This is a genomic window from Serratia odorifera (assembly GCF_041448735.1).
Classification (GTDB): domain Bacteria; phylum Pseudomonadota; class Gammaproteobacteria; order Enterobacterales; family Enterobacteriaceae; genus Serratia_F; species Serratia_F odorifera.
Genome location: NZ_JBGMUT010000003.1, coordinates 377,766 through 395,147, shown reverse-complemented (window position 1 = coordinate 395,147; position 17,382 = coordinate 377,766). Strand labels below are relative to the sequence as shown.

Below are 17,382 nucleotides of genomic sequence, written 5' to 3'. Positions count from 1 at the left end.
TCCCGACATGACCCAGAAAGATATTTGGCATGAAACGTTACATGCCAGCTTCGGCCAGTACTTCTCGGTAGAGAAGGTGCTGTACCGTGAGAAAACCGATCATCAGGACCTGGTTATCTTCGAAAACCCGGTGCTGGGCCGCGTCATGGCGCTCGACGGTGTGGTTCAGACCACCGAACGCGATGAGTTCATCTATCATGAAATGATGACCCACGTGCCGTTGCTGGCGCATGGACAAGCCAAAAGCGTGCTGATCATCGGTGGCGGTGACGGCGGTATGCTGCGCGAAGTCAGCCGACATCAAGGCGTTGAGCGCATCACCATGGTAGAAATCGATGCCGGAGTGGTGGAGTTCTGCCGCCAGTACCTGCCCAACCACAATGCCGGTTCATATGACGACCCGCGCTTCAAGCTGGTGATTGACGACGGCGTTAACTTTGTTAATCAGACCGATGAAAAGTTCGATGTGATCATCTCTGACTGCACCGATCCGATCGGTCCTGGCGAAAGCCTGTTTACGTCGGCGTTTTACCAGGGTTGCGCACGTTGTCTGAACGACGGCGGCGTCTTTGTGGCACAGAACGGCGTGTGTTTCCTGCAACAGGATGAGGCCGTCAACAGTCACACCCGCCTGAGTGCATATTTCCAGGACGTCAGCTTCTATCAGGCAGCGATCCCGACCTATTACGGCGGTATCATGACCTTTGCCTGGGCGAGCCAGGATCCGGCGCTGCGTCAACACGATCTGGCCACGCTGCAACAGCGCTTTAACCAAAGCGGTTTACACTGCCGTTATTACAACCCGGCTATCCACACCGGCAGCTTTGCCCTGCCGCAATATTTACTCAATGCCCTATCTCCAGAATGACTGGGGTCGCAGGAGGTGAACCAAATTGCACAAGCTAAAACTGCACGGCTTCAATAACCTGACCAAAAGCCTGAGTTTTTGTATTTACGATATCTGTTACGCCAAAACCGCAGACGATCGCGACGGCTATATCGCCTACATTGACGAACAGTACAACGCCAATCGCCTGACCGAGATCCTCAGCGAGACCTGCTCAATCATTGGCGCCAACATTCTGAACATTGCACGTCAGGACTACGAGCCACAAGGCGCCAGCGTCACCATCCTGGTCAGCGAAGAGCCGGTCGATCCGAAAGACGTTGATACCTCGGAACATCCCGGCCCGTTGCCCAATACGGTGGTTGCGCACCTGGACAAGAGCCATATCTGCGTGCACACCTACCCGGAAAGCCATCCGGAAGGCGGGCTGTGTACCTTCCGCGCCGACATCGAAGTGTCGACCTGCGGCGTCATTTCACCACTTAAAGCGCTCAACTATCTGATTCACCAACTGGAATCGGATATCGTCACCATGGATTACCGCGTGCGCGGTTTTACCCGTGATGTCAACGGCGTGAAGCATTACATCGATCATGAGATCAATTCGATCCAGAACTTTATGTCTGAAGATATGAAGTCGCTTTATCACATGATGGATGTGAACGTTTATCAGGAAAATATCTTCCATACCAAGATGCTGCTGAAGGATTTCGATCTGAAGCACTATCTGTTTAACGCCAAGCCGGAAGCGTTGAGCGAGGAAGAACGGCAACGGATTACCGATCTGCTGTGGAAAGAGATGCAGGAGATCTATTACGGGCGGAACATTCCGCATCTGTAATAAAACGGGGCGGCCTTGGCTGCCCCGTTGTTTTGATGTTCGGCGCGGGTCGCCCCGCCGTCAGTCACTCGTTGGCAGCGTGCTAAACCAGGCATAATTGACCGGGTAGCTGGTCAAGCTGGCGTTGTGTCTCCTGCGGCAGAGCGCGGTCGGTGACGATATCGGTCAGGCTGCTGAGCGGCGCAACGCAAAACAGGGAATAGGCGCCATATTTGCTGCTGTCGGCCAACAGCACTCGACGGCGCGCATTGGCCGCCAGATCCTGCTTCAGGCCGGACTTCTCTTCGGTCGGCGTGGTAATTCCCTTTTCCAGACTCCACGAGTTACAGCTGATAAAGGCAATATCCGGATAAATCCCGCGCAACAGCTTACGCCCGTGATCGCCAATACAGGATTGACTGCTGTCATCGATACGCCCACCGATAATCGTGACTTCGATTTGCTTGAACTCCGACAGGAACAGGGCAATGCGCAGATCGGCGGTGATCACCCTCAACGGCAAATGTGTCAAATTACGCGCCAGTTCGAGCATGGTGGTGCCGGCATCCAGCACCACCGCATCACCGGGATTGATCATCGACAAGGCATATTTGGCGATCGCCTGTTTTTCCTGCTGGTGGCGCAGCTGCTTCTCGTTGGTGGTTGGCTGTGCGGGAATAAAACGGTTGAGCGCCACGCCACCGTGACTACGGTTGATAATGCCCTGCTCATCCAGTTTGATCAGATCGCGCCGGATGGTGGCCGGCGACGCATCGATTGCATGCACTAATTGTTCAACCGTGACCAGATTATGGCCCTTTAAATAGTCCAGGATCTGGTCCAGACGATGTTGTGACTTCATAGGCTCTTGATTAAGCAAGCTGACTGGCTAATTGGATCGAGATCGCCATGCTCTCAGACTTGGCTTTTCCTGTCCAGGCAATATCAAACGCCGTGCCATGGTCGGCAGAAGTGCGAATAAACGGCAGCCCGGCGGTAATATTTACGCCATCATAGAAGCCCAGCAGCTTGAGGGGAATGTGCCCCTGATCGTGATACATCGCCACCACCATATCGTACTGCCCTTCATACGCCTGCAGGAAGACGGTATCCGGCGGGCACGGGCCGTATACCTCAATGCCGCGCCGTTTGGCCGCGGCAATCGCCGGGCTGACCAGGGTGATTTCCTCATCACCAAACAGGCCATTTTCGCCGGCGTGCGGGTTAACGCCGGCGACGGCAATACGCGGCTGCCTGAAGCCGACGCGCTTTAGGAAAGTGTCTGCCATGCCGATCACCGTCTCAATGCGTTGGCTACTGAGAGTATCGAGGAACCTGCGCAGCGCGATATGGGTGGTTACGTGGATCACTTTCAGCTTATCGGTATACAGCACCATCGCGTAGTCGCGGCTGTCGGTCAGTTTGGCCAGCAGTTCCGTATGCCCCGGATACATATGGCCGGCCAGGTGCAGCGCTTCCTTGTTCAACGGCGCGGTAGCGATAGCCTGTACCTCGCCGGCCATGGCCATTTCGGCGGCACGTTTCACGCAGCGGTAGGCCAGATCTCCTGCCTGTGCCTGCACTTTCCCCGGCATCAGCGCGGCAGGGTCGGCCAGCGGCTGGTCGATAACGTTAACGATCCCCGGCACAAAGCGGGCCTGTGCAACCTGCTGTATCGGCCGCAGCTCTACCGGTGGGGTAATCCCCAACGCCTGAATGCGCTGTAGCGTCTGCAAACAGCCGACCACCACCGCGTTGGCGCCGGACAGCTCGCCAGAGGCCAATGCCTTGATGATGATTTCCGGGCCAATGCCCGCCGGATCGCCCATGGTGACTGCAATTGTGTTATTCGCCACTGTACATCTCCTCGATAAAATAAAGCGCATCGCGCAAGGTGGATGGGCCACCAAACCCGCCAGCCTTGGTGATCACTGGCAAATCGTCGATTTCACTATTGATAAAGGTGCCGCAAGGTACGCAGGGAGCCACTTCTCCATCGATCCGGTAGCCTTCGGCGCCCAGGGCGCGCGCGACGGCAATCGCAATATCGCCACCGGTCAGGAACAGCCCGCCAATCTGCGTATGGTTGATTATCGCCAGCGCGATCTCCCCCAGCGTCTGACTGATGCGATCGCCCAGCTGCTGCCGGGACAGCTGCGTGCGTTCACACAAACGATCGATCAGTTGCCGTGCATCGGCGTCACGGCAGGTGCGCAACACGCAATGCTGGCGATCCTGCAACAACGCCACCGCCCGCCTGACCGTCTGCTGCACGACCCGCGCGCCGTCCGCCGCCACTAACGCTTCCACGTCGATATCGACAATGCCCAGCGCCAGCTCCCGTTCGGCAAAAACAATCTGTTGCCGGGTGGCGTCGCTCATCGAACCGGCCACCACCAGCACCGGCAAGCGTTGCCGGGCCGTCAGATAACACGCCGATGGCAGCGCATTGGCCAAACCGGCGGCGCCAACCAGCAGCAGCGGCACCTCGAGCCGGCCGATACTTTGCGCCAATAGGGCCAGATCGCCATCCTGCTCGGCATCCACCACCACGATGCACCGCTGCTGCCGTCCCAGCCGCTGCAACGCATCGCTCAGCCCAGCGCTGCGCACCACCGCCAGATCCACTTCGTGCACCGGTATCTCGGTCTGCAAGCCGATCAGGGTTTTGATATGGGATGAGACGATCGGGGTTTTCGGATCGCTGGCAAACTCGGTTTGCGCCAGCGGTACGTTATGCACCCGACATTCACCGTGTAGCGTGGTTCGCCCGGCGGCCGGGATCGCCGCCGCCACGATCGCCAGCCGGGCGCCGCTGGCCTGCATCGCCGCGTCGATTTCGGCCCCTACGTTGCCACGAAAGGTCGAATCAATCTTTTTGTAGATCAACGGCTGCTTGCCACCGGAGCAGTAGGGCCGCAATGCAGCACTTACCCGCTGGTGCGCGTCGGCAGCCGGCAGCGCACGGCTTTCGGTGTTGATCACCAGGACGTCGCCGCCACGCGGCGGTTTTTGCTGCGGGTTCAGCAAAACATCGGTGCGCGCGCCTTTTTTCGCCAACTGTACGCCGGTGTCGTTGGCGCCGGTGAAATCATCAGCAATGACGATCATCTTCATGCGGCATTCTCCTCTACCGCCGTTTTGGCAGCGTTGCGCTTCGCCACCCAGGAACTGAGTATCGGCGTCAGGATCGCGGTGGTAATCACCGAAGCGGCTATCAGCGGCGCCGCGGCCGCGGCAACCTCGGCCAGTGATGGATCGGCCTGCGCGATGGCCAGCGGCGTTGCTACCGCATTGCCGGCAGTGCTTGATGCCGCCGCACCGGCAATGCCCGAGCCTCCGACCAGACGATCGGCACGGATATTGAAGAAGCCACCAACAAAGGTGGTCAATATGCCTAACAGAATGCCGGCCAGGCCCCCCTGCAGCAGCATTTCCAGATTGATACCGGCGCCGAGCGCAAAGGCGAAGAACGGAATCAGAATCGGCCCGCCCCTGGTGAGAAACTCACGCATGTTGCGATCGAGATTGCCAAGCACCATGCCCACCAGCAGCGGCACCAGCACCGCGACCAGCGCCATCAGCGGAATATTGGCCATACCGGCGGCGCCGAGCGCAATCATGGTAAAGAACGGCCCATCGTTGAGAGAAAGAATGGAAATGGCACCGACATCGCGTTCATTACCAAATTCGCCCACCAGCGCCGCATACAGACCGCCGTTGGAGTTGCTCATTGCCGCGATGATCGCCACGCCGGTCAGGCCAAAGATGCCTTCCGCACCAAACAGCCGCTCGACGCCCAGCCCCAGTGCCATGGCAACCAGCAGCTTGGTCAGGGTGATGGTGCCGCCTTGCAGCAACGCCTGCGGCGCGGCTTTAAAGCTTATCCCCGCCCCCATGCACAGCAAGAACGCACCGATCAACGGCGCCGCACCGTTTTTAAACAATGCGGTGGTAAAACCGCCGATATCCAGTGCGGCCGGGGCGAAGGTATTTAACAGCGCACCGAGCACCAGAGGGATGACCATCATCCCGCCAGGGACTTTTTCTATTGACGCTTTTAGTTTCATCTCACCCTCGCTATGATTTATTTTAATCATCATGATTATATTGAATCAAATTTAACAAATTAGAGAGCTTGATCGCAGTTATAAGAGATAAAATGATTATTTTTCGTCATCTGCCACGCATGACGTAACGGATATCGGGTGTGGATGGCAGGTTAGCGTGAACACCTGCCGGAGGCCGCGCCGGCATCAGCCGGACAAGGGGGGCGCCAGCCCTGATCGGCTGGGCTGGCGATCGGGACCGGTGTGGTTAATAGTTCAGCATAAAGTGTCGATAGGCCTTCAACACCTTCAGGAAATCCTCAACGCCGCAGAAAGACAGGCTCTCCTCGTCATAATAATTCATGCCTTCTTCCATTTCGTCACCTTCAAACGACAGTTGATTGGCCCGGATCATTACTTCTTCGCCATCCATTAACAGCGTATATTCGTGACCGTCGAGCTGCCATTGGCGCTCGCTGCCTTTCACCTCTGCCGCCCCGGCTTCGATACGGTCCAGCAGATTCAGGTCGCCCTTGATCTCTTCATTGATCCAATGGCCGATGGCTTCATGCCCCATCGAAAATCTGACCACGACCTGGCCGGTCACATCCCGCAGAAATTCGTAATCCATAGCGCGCCCTCCCAAGGCCTTTTTATCAGTGTAATCATTAATTCGGCCCTTATTAGTGAGCGCGCGCAATATAACGACTTAGCGCTGGAAAGTGAAGCCAGCGTGGCGCGTCAACCGAGGCGTATCGGGCCGTTGGCGGCCATGTGCCGGGCAAAAAAAATGCCAGTCAGCGTAGCTGACTGGCATCATGGCTAACCCAGTACCCTGGCGGTAATTACACCGCCGTTTGGAAAATCACGCCGTCGGCTTTTTCCGTATACTGGCTCAGTTGGTCAAAGTTGAGATAGCGATAGGTATCGGTCGCCGTCTTGTCCACCTGCGCCATATAGGTCTGGTATTCATCCGGCGTCGGCAGTCGGCCCAGTAAGGAAGCCACCGCTGCCAGCTCCGCCGAAGCCAGATAGACATTGGCGCCGGTACCCAGACGGTTCGGGAAGTTACGGGTCGAGGTGGAGACCACCGTCGCGCCGTCGGCTACCCGTGCCTGGTTGCCCATGCACAGTGAACAGCCCGGGATCTCGATACGCGCCCCGCTCTTGCCGAACACGCTGTAATAGCCCTCTTCGGTCAGTTGAGCGGCATCCATCTTGGTTGGCGGCGCCACCCACAGACGGGTCGGCAACTGGCCCTTGTGCTGGTCCAGCAATTTACCCGCCGCGCGGAAGTGACCGATGTTAGTCATGCAAGAACCGATGAACACTTCATCGATTTTGCTGTTAGCCACGTCGGACAGCAGGCGCGCGTCATCCGGATCGTTCGGCGCACACAGGATAGGCTGGGTGATTTCGGCCAGATCGATGTCGATCACCGCCGCGTATTCCGCGTCCGCGTCGCCTTCCAGCAGTTGCGGATCCGCCAGCCATTTTTCCATACCCTGGATGCGTCGCTCCAGCGTACGGCGATCGCCGTAACCCTCGGAGATCATCCACTTCAACAGTACGATGTTGGAGTTCAGGTACTCTTTGATCGGCGCCTGATCCAGCTTGATGGTGCAGCCGGCCGCCGAACGTTCGGCCGAGGCGTCGGCCAGTTCGAATGCCTGTTCTACCTTCAGTTCCGGCAGGCCTTCGATTTCCAGAATGCGGCCGGAGAAGATGTTCTTTTTACCTTTCTTCTCAACGGTCAGCAGACCCTGTTGAATCGCGTAGTAAGGGATGGCATGCACCAGATCGCGCAGGGTGATGCCAGGCTGCATTTTGCCCTTGAAACGCACCAGCACCGATTCAGGCATGTCCAGCGGCATCACGCCGGTGGCGGCGGCAAACGCCACCAGACCGGAACCGGCCGGGAACGAAATGCCAATAGGGAAACGGGTATGCGAATCGCCGCCGGTACCCACGGTGTCCGGTAACAGCATGCGGTTCAGCCATGAGTGGATGATGCCGTCGCCCGGACGCAGCGAAACGCCGCCACGGTTCATGATAAAGTCAGGCAGCGTGTGGTGGGTGGTTACGTCCACCGGCTTCGGATAGGCCGCGGTGTGGCAGAATGACTGCATCACCAGATCGGCCGAGAAGCCCAGACAGGCCAGGTCTTTCAGCTCATCACGGGTCATTGGCCCGGTGGTATCCTGCGAGCCTACCGAGGTCATCTTCGGTTCACAGTATTCGCCCGGACGCACGCCGGCTATGCCGCAGGCGCGGCCCACCATTTTCTGCGCCAGTGAAAAGCCCTTGTTGCTGGCTGCCACCGGCTTGGCAATGCGGAACACTTCGCTGTGCGGCAGACCCAGCGCTTCACGCGCCTTGGTGGTCAGGCCACGGCCGATGATCAACGGGATACGGCCACCGGCGCGGACTTCGTCCAGCAGTACGTCGGTTTTCAATGCGAATTCGGCAATCAGCTCGCCGGTTTCGTGGTTACGCACTTCGCCTTTGTACGGGAAGATGTCGATAACATCGCCCATGTTCAGGTCGGATACCTCGACTTCGATCGGCAGCGCGCCGGCATCTTCCATGGTATTGAAGAAGATCGGTGCAATCTTGCCGCCCAGAACCACCCCGCCGCCGCGCTTGTTCGGCACGTACGGAATGTCGTCGCCCATAAACCACAGCACCGAGTTGGTGGCGGATTTGCGCGAGGAGCCGGTACCGACCACGTCGCCGACGTAAGCCAGCGGGAAGCCTTTCTTGTTCAGTTCTTCGATCTGCTTGATCGGGCCAACGCTGCCCGGCTGATCGGGCACGATGCCGTCACGTTCGTTTTTCAGCATCGCCAGTGCGTGCAGCGGGATATCCGGGCGCGACCAGGCATCCGGTGCCGGCGACAGATCGTCGGTGTTGGTTTCGCCGGTGACCTTGAACACGGTAACGGTGATTTTTTCTGCCAGCTGCGGGCGGGACAGGTACCATTCGGCATCGGCCCATGACTGCATGATCTGCTTGGCGTGCGGGTTGCCTGCTTTGGCTTTTTCTTCCACGTCGTAGAAATTGTCGAACATCAGCAAGGTATGCGACAGCGCTTTGGCTGCGATCGGTGCCAGGCTTTCGTTGTCCAGCGCTTCAATCAGCGGATGAATGTTATAACCGCCCTGCATGGTGCCTAACAGTTCAACGGCTTTTTCTGGGGTAATCAGGGGGGAGGTAGCTTCGCCTTTGGCGACCGCAGCCAAGAAACCTGCTTTGACGTAGGCGGCTTCATCGACGCCCGGTGGTACTCGGTTAATCAGCAGGTCTAACAGGAATTCTTCTTCGCCTTTTGGCGGATTTTTTAATGATTCAACCAGCGCTGCCATTTGTGTTGCATCTAATGGCTTAGGGACGATGCCCTCTGCAGCACGCTCGGCCACGTGCTTACGGTATTCTTCTAGCACGACTTTCTCCTCGCTCTCATTGTCATTTATGGTGCCTGGCGCTCAATATTCAAACCGGGTTTTTAGCGCACGGTGATATTACGAGGCACTGCTGTCGATGTCCTGGACTGTAAGGTACAGTGCCCGGTTCCGCCCAGCCAGCATATCAGGATTTGAATCGGTTGTTAATTCGTTCACATAAAAGCAACATTAAATCTTTGCTGAATCGTTGAGCACAGTGTAATCGGCTGCAAGCCGGCATTGGCGGCGTTGCCAGCACGGCGGTTTAGCCTGCTGAGCACACCACGATAACCATAATATTGCAATGGTTAATCGTCTGGCAGGCGAGGAAAAGCACAGCCGCAGGCATAAAAAAACCGCCGTCAAGGCGGTTCTCCCGTTCCGTTCGCTGTCAGCACAGGAAGCGGATCGATGAATGGCAATAGCCTGACAGCCAAGCAGCCGTCCGTTCGCGGAGCGGCCTTTCACCCTGCCCTGTAAAAAAAAACGGCCCCTGCAAAGGAGCCGTCTATCAACCGTTCAACGCGGAAAAATTACTTTTTCTTGGCTTTCGGGTTTGGCAGGTCAGTGATGCTGCCTTCGAAAATCTCCGCCGCCAGGCCTACAGACTCGTGCAGCGTCGGGTGGGCGTGGATGGTCAGCGCGATGTCTTCCGCGTCACAGCCCATTTCGATGGCCAGACCGATTTCACCCAGCAGCTCGCCGCCGTTGGTGCCGACAATCGCGCCGCCGATGATACGGTGGGTTTCTTTGTCGAAGATCAGTTTGGTCATGCCGTCGGCACAGTCGGATGCGATAGCACGGCCAGACGCAGCCCACGGGAAGGTGGACGTTTCGTAGCTGATGCCCTGCTCTTTCGCTTCTTTCTCGGTCAGACCAACCCAGGCAACTTCCGGCTCGGTGTAAGCAATGGAAGGGATCACTTTCGGATCGAAGTAGTGTTTCTTGCCGGAGATGACTTCCGCGGCAACGTGACCTTCATGCACGCCTTTGTGCGCCAGCATCGGCTGACCGACGATGTCGCCGATAGCGAAGATGTGCGGCACATTGGTGCGCAGCTGCTTGTCAACGCGGATGAACCCACGGTCGTCGACTTCCACACCGGCTTTGCCGGCATCCAGCAGTTTGCCATTCGGCACACGGCCGATAGCCACCAGCACCGCGTCGTAACGCTGTGGTTCCGCCGGCGCTTTCTTGCCTTCCATCGTCACGTAGATGCCGTCTTCTTTGGCTTCTACCGCAGTGACTTTGGTTTCCAGCATCAGGTTGAACTGCTTGCTGATGCGTTTGGTGAACACTTTCACCACGTCTTTATCGGCCGCCGGGATAACCTGATCGAACATTTCAACCACGTCGATCTGCGAACCCAGCGCGTGATATACGGTGCCCATTTCCAGACCGATGATGCCGCCGCCCATAACCAGCAGACGCTCAGGCACGTTTTTCAGCTCCAGCGCATCGGTGGAATCCCACACGCGCGGATCGTCATGAGGAATGAATGGCAGTTGGATCGGACGAGAACCTGCAGCGATGATGGCGTTATCGAAGTTGATGGTGGTAGCACCGTTTTCGCCTTCAACAACCAGGGTGTTAGCGCCGGTGAATTTACCCAGGCCGTTAACCACTTTGACTTTACGACCTTTAGCCATGCCAGCCAGACCGCCGGTCAGCTGATTGATGACTTTTTCTTTCCAGGTGCGGATCTTGTCGATATCGGTTTTCGGCTCACCGAAAACGATGCCGTGTTCAGCCAGCGCTTTGGCTTCTTCGATCACTTTGGCTACGTGCAGCAGCGCTTTGGAAGGGATACACCCCACGTTCAGGCAAACCCCGCCCAGCGTGGAATAACGTTCAACCAGAACGGTTTCAAGACCTAAGTCAGCGCAACGAAAGGCAGCAGAGTATCCTGCCGGGCCCGCCCCAAGTACCACGACCTGAGTTTTAATTTCAGTACTCATCATGACCTCTTAATTTATTGTCCGGCGGGTCAGACGTCATTTATACCCGTCATAGTTGAAGCGGCATCGGTGTTGGCTGCGTTCGCTCGCCGCCTTGATGTCACGCCAATTATTTGGGGCATATTATTAATCGAATTCATAACGCCCTTCATCCACCGGGACGCTTACACCGCGAGCAGTTTACAGAATTGTTAATAAACTGCAAAGCGCGTTCGAGTGACCCGTGTCTCAACAATCTTGTCGAGTCATGCAAAAACCGACAAAACTGCTACTGAATCGATAAGGGCGCAGCATGCTGCGCCCCTTTTTCATTACATCACCAGACGGCGAATATCAGCCAGCATATTGTTGATAATGGTGATGAAGCGCGCACCATCTGCACCGTCAATAACACGGTGGTCGAAGGAGAGCGACATCGGCATCATCAGACGCGGCATGAACTCTTTACCGTTCCAAACCGGCTCCATGGCCGATTTGGATACGCCCAGGATAGCCACTTCAGGCGCATTGACGATTGGCGCAAAGTGGGTAGTCCCGATCCCGCCCAGGCTGGAAATGGTGAAGCAACCGCCCTGCATTTCGCCCGCGGTCAACTTGCCATCGCGCGCTTTTTTGGAGATCGCCATCAGTTCGCGGGACAGTTCGGTGATGCTCTTCTTGTTCACATCCTTGAACACCGGAACCACCAGACCGTTCGGCGTATCAACCGCCACGCCAATGTTGATGTATTTCTTCAGCGTCAGCTTCTGGCCATCTTCCGACAGCGAGCTGTTGAAACGCGGCATCTGCTCCAGAGCGGCAGCAACGGCCTTCATGATGAACACCACCGGGGTGAACTTCACGTCCAGTTTGCGCTTGGCAGCTTCTTCGTTCTGCTGCTTGCGGAACGCTTCCAGATCGGTGATATCGGTCTTGTCGAAGTGGGTCACGTGCGGGATCATCACCCAGTTACGGCTCAGGTTGGCACCAGAAATTTTCTGAATGCGACCCAGTTCCACTTCTTCGATTTCGCCGAACTTGCTGAAGTCCACTTTCGGCCATGGCAGCATGCCTGGCAGACCGCCGCCGGCTGCCGCCGCTGGAGCGGATTCAGCGCGTTTCACCGCGTCTTTCACGTAGCTCTGTACGTCTTCGCGCAGGATACGGCCCTTACGACCGGTTCCTTTGACCTTCGCCAGGTTAACGCCGAACTCGCGCGCCAGACGACGGATAACCGGGGTCGCATGCACGTAAGCGTCGTTCTCGGCAAATTCGCCTTTGCCTTCGGCCTTGGCAGCCGGTGCCGGCGCCTGGCTTTGCTGCTTGGCCGCAGCCGGTGCCGCTTCGGCTTTCTGAGCCGGTGCCGCCGCAGGCGCTGCGCCTTCCACTTCGAATACCATGATCAGCGAGCCGGTTTTCACTTTATCACCGGTACCGATCTTGATCTCTTTGACCGTGCCGGCGAACGGCGCAGGCACTTCCATTGAAGCCTTGTCGCCTTCAACGGTGATCAGCGACTGCTCTGCGGCCACTTTATCGCCCACTTTGACCATCACTTCGGTGACTTCAACTTCGTCGCCGCCGATGTCAGGCACTTCAACGTTTTTCGCCGCGCTGGCCGCTGGCGCTGCCGCCGGAGCCGATGGCGCTTCAGCCGCTGCCGGTGCGGCAGCTTCGCCGCCCGCCACGTCAAACACCATGATCAGCGAGCCAGTTTTCACTTTATCGCCGGTGCCGATCTTGATTTCCTTGACCGTGCCGGCGAATGGCGCAGGGACTTCCATCGAGGCCTTATCGCCTTCAACGGTGATCAGCGATTGTTCCGCTTCAACCTTGTCGCCCACTTTCACCAGAATTTCAGTCACTTCGACTTCGTCCGCACCGATATCCGGTACTTCGACGTCTTTGGCCGCCGCAGCCGCCGGCGCAGATGCCGCCGCCGGTTTTTCTTCTGCCTTGGCCGCCGGTGCAGCTTGCGCTACCCCTTCTGCGTCAAAGATCATGATCAGTTTGCCGGTTTCGGTCTTGTCGCCGACCGCAACCTTGATCTCTTTCACCACGCCGGCCTGCGGCGAGGGAACTTCCATCGAAGCCTTGTCGCCTTCAACGGTGATCAGCGATTGCTCCGCTTCAACCTTGTCGCCGACCTTCACCAGAATCTCGGTGATTTCAACTTCGTCTGCACCGATGTCCGGCACGTTAATTTCAATAGACATTGTTCTTTACCTCTTATGCCAGACGCGGGTTGACTTTATCTGCATCGATATTGAATTTGGTGATCGCATCAGCCACCACTTTCTTATCGATTTCACCGCGTTTGGCCAGTTCACCCAGAGCGGCAACCACCACGTAAGACGCGTCCACTTCGAAGTGGTGACGCAGGTTCTCGCGGCTGTCGGAACGGCCGAAACCGTCGGTGCCCAGAACGCGATAATCGCTGGCCGGGATGAAGTTGCGGATCTGCTCGGCAAACAGCTTCATGTAGTCGGTAGAGGCTACCGCTGGCGCATCGCTCAGCACCTGAGCAACGTAAGGAACACGCGGCTCTTCGGTTGGGTGCAGCATGTTCCAGCGTTCGCAGTCCTGGCCATCGCGCGCCAGTTCGGTGAACGAGGTCACGCTGAACACGTCGGAACCAACGCCGTAATCTTTCGCCAGGATCTGCGCGGCTTCACGTACGTGACGCAGGATCGAGCCGGAGCCCATCAGCTGTACCTTGCCTTTGCTGCCTTCCAGGGTTTCCAGCTTGTAGATACCCTTGCGGATACCCTCTTCTGCGCCCTGCGGCATGGCCGGCATGTGGTAGTTTTCGTTCAGCGTAGTGATGTAGTAGTACACGTTCTCTTGCGCTTCACCGTACATACGCACCAGACCGTCATGCATGATGACCGCCACTTCGTAGGCATAAGCCGGATCGTAAGAGATACAGTTAGGGATGGTCAGCGACTGAATGTGGCTGTGGCCATCTTCGTGCTGCAGACCTTCGCCGTTCAGCGTGGTACGGCCAGAGGTGCCGCCGATCAGGAAGCCACGCGCCTGTTGGTCGCCCGCCGCCCAGCACAGGTCGCCGATACGTTGGAAACCGAACATCGAATAGTAGATGTAGAACGGAATCATCGGCAGATCGTTGGTGCTGTAAGAGGTCGCCGCTGCCAGCCAGGAAGATGCCGCACCCAGTTCGTTGATGCCTTCCTGCAGGATCTGGCCTTTCTCGTCTTCTTTGTAGTAAGCAACCTGCTCACGGTCCTGCGGGGTGTACTGCTGGCCGTTCGGGCTGTAAATACCGATCTGACGGAACAGGCCTTCCATACCGAAGGTACGCGCTTCATCGGCGATGATTGGCACCAGGCGATCCTTGATCGACTTGTTCTTCAGCATCACGTTCAGCGCACGCACGAAGGCGATGGTGGTAGAGATTTCCTTGTTCTGCTCTTCCAGCAGTGAACTGAAATCTTCCAGCGTCGGCAGCTCCAGCTTCTGCGTGAAGTTCGGCAGACGGCTTGGCAGGTAACCGGCCAGTGCCTGACGGCGTTCGTGCAGATACTTGTACTCTTCGGAATCTTTCTCGAAGGTCAGGTACGGCAGTTTTTCGATATCGGCATCGGCAACCGGCACGTTGAAACGATCGCGGAAGTGGTGAACCCCTTCCATGTTCATTTTCTTGACCTGGTGAGCGATGTTTTTGCCTTCCGCAGTATCACCCATGCCGTAACCTTTGATGGTATGGGCCAGGATAACGGTCGGTTTACCTTTGGTGTCCTGTGCTTTCTTCAGGGCAGCAAAGACTTTCTTCGGATCGTGACCACCACGGTTCAGCGCCCAGATCTCATCGTCGGTCATGTCTTTGACCAACGCCGCGGTTTCTGGATAACGGCCGAAGAAGTGCTCGCGAACGTAAGCGCCATCGCGGGATTTGAAGGTCTGGTAATCGCCGTCCAGGGTTTCGTTCATCAGTTGAATCAGCTTGCCGCTGGTATCTTTACGCAGCAGTTCGTCCCAACGCCCGCCCCAGATCACTTTGATCACCTGCCAGCCGGCGCCGCTGAAGATGCCGTCCAGTTCGTTGATGATCTTGCCGTTACCGGTGACCGGGCCGTCCAGACGCTGCAGGTTGCAGTTGATGACGAAGACCAGGTTGTCCAGTTTTTCACGGGTCGCGATGGTGATGGCGCCCTTGGATTCCGGCTCATCCATCTCGCCGTCACCCAGGAAAGCGTAAACGGTTTGTTCTGCGGTATTTTTCAGGCCGCGGTGTTCCAGATACTTCAGGAACTTCGCCTGGTAAATGGCGCTGATTGGCCCCAGGCCCATGGAAACGGTCGGGAACTGCCAGAATTCAGGCATCAACTTAGGATGCGGATAAGATGACAGACCATTGCCGTGTACTTCCTGACGGAAGTTGTTCATTTGTTCTTCGGTCAGGCGGCCTTCAAGGAAGGCACGTGCATAAATGCCTGGAGAGATGTGGCCCTGGAAATACACCAGATCGCCGCCATCTTTCTCGTTACGTGCACGGAAGAAGTGGTTAAAGCAGACTTCATAGAAGGTCGCGGAAGACTGGAAGGAAGCCATGTGGCCGCCCAGATCCAGGTCTTTCTTGGAAGCACGCAGAACGGTCATAATGGCGTTCCAGCGGATGGCGCTGCGAATGCGGCGTTCCAGATCCAGGTTACCCGGATATTCAGGCTCCTCTTCCACCGCGATGGTGTTGACGTAGTTGTTCGCTGCGGCACCTGCCGCTACGCTCACGCCGCCTTTGCGGGCCTGACCCAATACCTGATCAATCAGAAACTGAGCTCGCTCAACACCCTCTTCACGGATGACCGATTCGATCGCCTGCAGCCAGTCGCGGGTTTCGATCGGATCCACGTCATTGTTTAAACGTTCTGACATGGTGGTATTCCTTATCTGTCTAATGGTTTGTTTGGAGCCTGTCTTCCTGCACTCTGTACCAAAGCGCACGAAGACAGGCTCATCAGTTTGTTGCCGCTTAAGTACTTAACTAAGCACTTCGAGCTTTATGCCCACAGGCTGGTGTTTCCCCTGTAGATAACCGCTCTTAATCCTTGCGTTGCTGGAGTCGCCGTAACGATCTCTCACGCCGGGTATGTTCCCGACTGAGATCCAGCAAAATTTCCTCGATAAACGCCAAGTGGCGGTGCGAGGCTTCGCGGGCCTTTTCCGGCTCACGTGCCACTATCGCCTCAAAAATCCCGGCGCGGTGGCTGCTCACTTTTGCCAACATCTCACGGCGCGAGTAGAGCAATTCAAAGTTCTGTCGGACGTTCTGTTCCAGCATTGGCCCCATGCAGCGTAGCAAATGCAGCAACACCACGTTGTGGGCAGCTTCGGTAACGGCGATCTGATACTGCATCACCGCGTCTGCTTCGGCGTCGAGATCGCCGCTGTCCTGGGCCTGTTGAATCACGATATGGCAATCGCGGATGCGCGCCAGATCTTCTTCCGTGCCGCGCAGCGCCGCATAGTACGCAGCGATGCCCTCAAGAGCATGACGGGTTTCGAGCAGGTCGAATTGTGATTCAGGGTGATCGGCCAACAGTTCAGCCAACGGATCGCTGAAGCTCTGCCAGAGATTAGTTTGTACGAAGGTACCGCCGCCCTGACGACGCAGCAGCAGCCCTTTCGCTTCCAGGCGCTGGATCGCCTCTCTCAGAGAAGGACGGGAAACATCAAACTGTTTCGCCAGTTCACGCTCCGGAGGCAGTTTTTCGCCTGGGCGCAGCGTACCCTCGAGAATCAGGTATTCGAGCTGTTGCTCGATAACGTCTGACAGCTTGGGCTGGCGGATTTTGCTGTAGGCCATGAGTGATTTCTTCTCTGCGAATGGCGCGGAGTCAATTGGTAATACCAATTTCAAAAACGTGACGGTAAAGTAACAAAGTATTCACCTCCTGTCCATATGGGCTCGGGCCGAATTGCCGATACCCGCACATTTTAACACCCCAGCCGATACCCTGCTGCAATCCGCTAACCCCGTGCTGGTAATACCATTTACGGCCTAAGCGTGTGATTTAACTTTTGCGAAACGTTTGGTTAGGCAGACTGCACCGTTAATATCGGGCTTTTATGGCAGGTCGATGAAACTTTGGTGATCGCCTGCCAATGTTCGGTTCTGTGATCCAGATCACGAGCGTGATGGAGAGAGCAATTGGTCAAACCTGAGCTATTTTTGCGAGTAATGTGACTTGATGCTTATTTCATGCACATAACCCCCCTTACGGTCACACAATCCGCATTTTGTTTCCTAAACTGCTGAAATCTTGGT

The 17,382-nt window shown here is 56.7% G+C and carries 12 protein-coding genes; 2 read left to right on the top strand and 10 right to left on the bottom strand.

Features of this window, described 5'->3' with window-relative positions:
- Window positions 1-7 precede the first annotated feature (7 nt).
- Window positions 8-868, top strand: coding sequence for a polyamine aminopropyltransferase (gene speE, locus ACCC84_RS12255; protein ID WP_039992566.1), 861 nt, complete (start codon window positions 8-10; stop codon window positions 866-868).
- Window positions 869-893: 25 nt separating this feature from the next.
- Window positions 894-1,688 (top strand): adenosylmethionine decarboxylase, encoded by a 795-nt coding sequence (gene speD, locus ACCC84_RS12250; protein ID WP_004958838.1) that lies wholly within the window; start codon window positions 894-896, stop codon window positions 1,686-1,688.
- 82 nt (window positions 1,689-1,770) lie between these two features.
- Here speD and ACCC84_RS12245 read toward each other — a convergent pair whose 3' ends face one another.
- The 10 genes from ACCC84_RS12245 to pdhR all read right to left on the bottom strand — a co-directional run bounded on the left by ACCC84_RS12245 (window position 1,771) and on the right by pdhR (window position 16,920).
- Window positions 1,771-2,529: a DeoR/GlpR family DNA-binding transcription regulator gene (locus tag ACCC84_RS12245; RefSeq protein ID WP_004958834.1), complete on the bottom strand. Its 759-nt coding sequence runs from the start codon at window positions 2,527-2,529 to the stop codon at window positions 1,771-1,773.
- A 10-nt stretch (window positions 2,530-2,539) separates the two neighbouring features.
- Window positions 2,540-3,553 (bottom strand): D-threonate 4-phosphate dehydrogenase, encoded by a 1,014-nt coding sequence (locus tag ACCC84_RS12240; protein WP_050763112.1) that lies wholly within the window; start codon window positions 3,551-3,553, stop codon window positions 2,540-2,542.
- Entirely contained in the window at window positions 3,513-4,784 is a 1,272-nt protein-coding gene (gene dtnK / locus ACCC84_RS12235) for a D-threonate kinase (RefSeq protein ID WP_273871909.1), read from the bottom strand. The genes ACCC84_RS12240 and dtnK overlap by 41 nt, the downstream gene beginning before the upstream one ends.
- Window positions 4,781-5,737 (bottom strand): 2-keto-3-deoxygluconate permease 1, encoded by a 957-nt coding sequence (locus ACCC84_RS12230; RefSeq protein ID WP_004958826.1) that lies wholly within the window; start codon window positions 5,735-5,737, stop codon window positions 4,781-4,783. The genes dtnK and ACCC84_RS12230 overlap by 4 nt, the downstream gene beginning before the upstream one ends.
- Window positions 5,738-5,984: 247 nt before the next feature.
- The gene (gene yacL / locus ACCC84_RS12225) at window positions 5,985-6,347 is read right to left on the bottom strand and encodes a protein YacL (protein WP_039991754.1); all 363 of its coding nucleotides are present in this window, start codon (window positions 6,345-6,347) and stop codon (window positions 5,985-5,987) included.
- Window positions 6,348-6,561: 214 nt separating this feature from the next.
- Complete coding sequence (gene acnB / locus ACCC84_RS12220) at window positions 6,562-9,159, bottom strand: bifunctional aconitate hydratase 2/2-methylisocitrate dehydratase (RefSeq protein ID WP_371901950.1); 2,598 nt, start codon at window positions 9,157-9,159, stop codon at window positions 6,562-6,564.
- Between the two features lie 533 nt (window positions 9,160-9,692).
- Window positions 9,693-11,117, bottom strand: a complete 1,425-nt coding sequence (lpdA, locus tag ACCC84_RS12215) for a dihydrolipoyl dehydrogenase (protein ID WP_039991753.1) — start codon at window positions 11,115-11,117, stop codon at window positions 9,693-9,695.
- Window positions 11,118-11,428: 311 nt separating this feature from the next.
- Window positions 11,429-13,312: a pyruvate dehydrogenase complex dihydrolipoyllysine-residue acetyltransferase gene (gene aceF, locus ACCC84_RS12210; protein ID WP_371901949.1), complete on the bottom strand. Its 1,884-nt coding sequence runs from the start codon at window positions 13,310-13,312 to the stop codon at window positions 11,429-11,431.
- A 13-nt stretch (window positions 13,313-13,325) separates the two neighbouring features.
- A complete protein-coding gene (gene aceE / locus ACCC84_RS12205) occupies window positions 13,326-15,989 on the bottom strand; it encodes a pyruvate dehydrogenase (acetyl-transferring), homodimeric type (protein ID WP_004958812.1) in 2,664 nt (887 codons plus the stop codon).
- A gap of 166 nt (window positions 15,990-16,155) precedes the next feature.
- Entirely contained in the window at window positions 16,156-16,920 is a 765-nt protein-coding gene (pdhR, locus tag ACCC84_RS12200) for a pyruvate dehydrogenase complex transcriptional repressor PdhR (protein ID WP_004958808.1), read from the bottom strand.
- Window positions 16,921-17,382 lie beyond the last annotated feature (462 nt).

Excerpts from the sequence above, each read along its gene's own strand:
- speE (WP_039992566.1), top strand. The coding sequence starts at position 8 with ATGACCCAGAAAGATATTTGGCATGAAACGTTACATGCCAGCTTCGGC.
- ACCC84_RS12245 (WP_004958834.1), bottom strand. The coding sequence starts at position 2,529 with ATGAAGTCACAACATCGTCTGGACCAGATCCTGGACTATTTAAAGGGC.
- ACCC84_RS12240 (WP_050763112.1), bottom strand. The coding sequence starts at position 3,553 with ATGCGCTTTATTTTATCGAGGAGATGTACAGTGGCGAATAACACAATT.
- dtnK (WP_273871909.1), bottom strand. The coding sequence starts at position 4,784 with ATGAAGATGATCGTCATTGCTGATGATTTCACCGGCGCCAACGACACC.
- ACCC84_RS12230 (WP_004958826.1), bottom strand. The coding sequence starts at position 5,737 with ATGAAACTAAAAGCGTCAATAGAAAAAGTCCCTGGCGGGATGATGGTC.
- yacL (WP_039991754.1), bottom strand. The coding sequence starts at position 6,347 with ATGGATTACGAATTTCTGCGGGATGTGACCGGCCAGGTCGTGGTCAGA.
- lpdA (WP_039991753.1), bottom strand. The coding sequence starts at position 11,117 with ATGAGTACTGAAATTAAAACTCAGGTCGTGGTACTTGGGGCGGGCCCG.
- aceF (WP_371901949.1), bottom strand. The coding sequence starts at position 13,312 with ATGTCTATTGAAATTAACGTGCCGGACATCGGTGCAGACGAAGTTGAA.
- aceE (WP_004958812.1), bottom strand. The coding sequence starts at position 15,989 with ATGTCAGAACGTTTAAACAATGACGTGGATCCGATCGAAACCCGCGAC.
- pdhR (WP_004958808.1), bottom strand. The coding sequence starts at position 16,920 with ATGGCCTACAGCAAAATCCGCCAGCCCAAGCTGTCAGACGTTATCGAG.